The organism is Vibrio salilacus, assembly GCF_002811245.1.
GTDB lineage: Bacteria > Pseudomonadota > Gammaproteobacteria > Enterobacterales > Vibrionaceae > Vibrio > Vibrio salilacus.
This window is the reverse complement of sequence record NZ_NIVQ01000066.1, coordinates 1-1,633: the sequence shown is the minus strand read 5'-3', so window position 1 is coordinate 1,633 and position 1,633 is coordinate 1. Positions and strand designations below refer to the sequence as shown.

General features: G+C 44.9%; 1 protein-coding gene and 1 pseudogene. Both read left to right on the top strand.

What is annotated here, in order from left to right; translation table 11 throughout:
- Positions 1-174: 174 nt before the first annotated feature.
- On the top strand, positions 175-501 hold the full coding sequence (locus CDZ87_RS16700; protein ID WP_100754530.1) for an HNH endonuclease: 327 nt from the start codon (positions 175-177) through the stop codon (positions 499-501).
- Positions 502-781: 280 nt separating this feature from the next.
- Positions 782-1,576: pseudogene (tnpC, locus tag CDZ87_RS16695) on the top strand (IS66 family transposase); the annotation flags it as partial.
- Positions 1,577-1,633: the final 57 nt, after the last annotated feature.

Genomic DNA, 1,633 nt, shown 5'->3' with positions numbered 1-1,633 from the left:
TAACGAGGGAAGACTTGCTCGTAGCTGCAACCATACTTGCTCAAAATCTATTCAAATACGGTTGCGCTTTAGGGAAATTATGAGGGGATCCCTCAGTACTTCCACTCTGTTGGGGCGCGTAATTGGACATTCTGCACCGGTGATAAACAAATAGGCTTATTTCGGTTAGCAGCAATGCCGATTGTGCGACATCCAAAGATCAATTCCGATGCAAACCCTTACGATCCGACACATGAAACTTACTTTGAATCTCGGCTTGATGTGTTAGTAAATTCTCGCAACAAAGAACGTCTGCATAGATTATTATCACGTCAAAATGGTGAGTGTTTGTATTGCAAAGAAAAAATAACGGCTAAAACTGGTTGGAATATTCACCGCCTAGTACCTTTATATTTAGGTGGTGATAATAAAGCGAGTAATACCGTGGTTGTTCATCCTTATTGCCATAACAGCATTCATAGGGGTCAAAATACTGCTGCGCCATCCTACATGGCGTTATAACGACTTGAGCGGTATGCGGGGAAACTCGCACGTACCGTTCTTAGAGGGCTGGGCTCGAGTAATCGGGTCTGGCTACTCGACAAAAAGCCAAATTCAAATGGCCCACTCAAGAGAAAAAACAGATGTACACCCTGACTCAATTTGACTTAGATAGACTGTTGTCTGGCTTCACAATAATCGGCCATAAACCGATAAAAATAGACAACTTTACAATGAGTTAACCTCGATAAAAGTCAGTTATACCAAGCCTTATCGTGGTGTTTTTAGTATAATCAATGCCATGAAAAAGACGCCCGATATTAACCCAGAAAGCCAAGACATCGCCGAGCTTCAAGCTATGGTGAAAGCGTTGATGTCGGAGAAAAGTGAGCTGAAAAAGAAGGAAGCACAATGGCAAGAAGAGCGCCAATCCTTAATTGAGCAGTTTAAACTGGCCCTTGACCGTCAGTTCGCTAAACGCTCGGAAGCGTTAAAGCCGTATAACGAAGCACAGGGTGACCTCTTTAATGAGGCGGAATGTGAAGCGGCGAAAGCGGAAGATGAGGTTATCACCACAACGACGACAGTCAAACGTCGTGGTAAACGTCAACCGCTTCCTAAAGACTTGCCACGTGAAACACTCGTACTTGACCTAGATGAGCACGACAAACGGTGCTCATGCTGCCAACACACTCTGCATAAAATCGGCGAAGACCGCAATGAAAAGCTGGAGTTCACGCCCGCCGTCCTAAAAGTGTTGGAAGTTGTTCGCCCGAAATACGCCTGTCGTCAGTGTGAACAACAGGCTGAAAAAAGCCACATTCACCAACAGCCTGCACCGATAAGCATCATCCCCAAAAGCTTCGCTACCGAAAGTCTGCTTGCCAACATTATTTTAGGCAAATATCAGTATGCGCTTCCGCTGTATCGTCAGGAAACCTTGTTCACCCAATCAGGTATCGAGTTATCGAGAACGACCATGGCAAGATGGGTGATACAAGTGAGTGAAAAGTTCAAACCGCTTTATCAGGCACTGAAGACTCACTTACTCGAACAAGTGGTGGTTCAGGCCGATGAAACGCCGCTCAATGTGCTCAGTGTCAACGATCACCGAAAACTGATCCACTTTTAGCTTAAAAACGATCAATCAAAA

What these genes read in the sequence shown, in the direction of transcription:
- CDZ87_RS16700 (WP_100754530.1), top strand. Translation starts at nt 175, where the DNA reads ATGCCGATTGTGCGACATCCAAAGATCAATTCCGATGCAAACCCTTAC.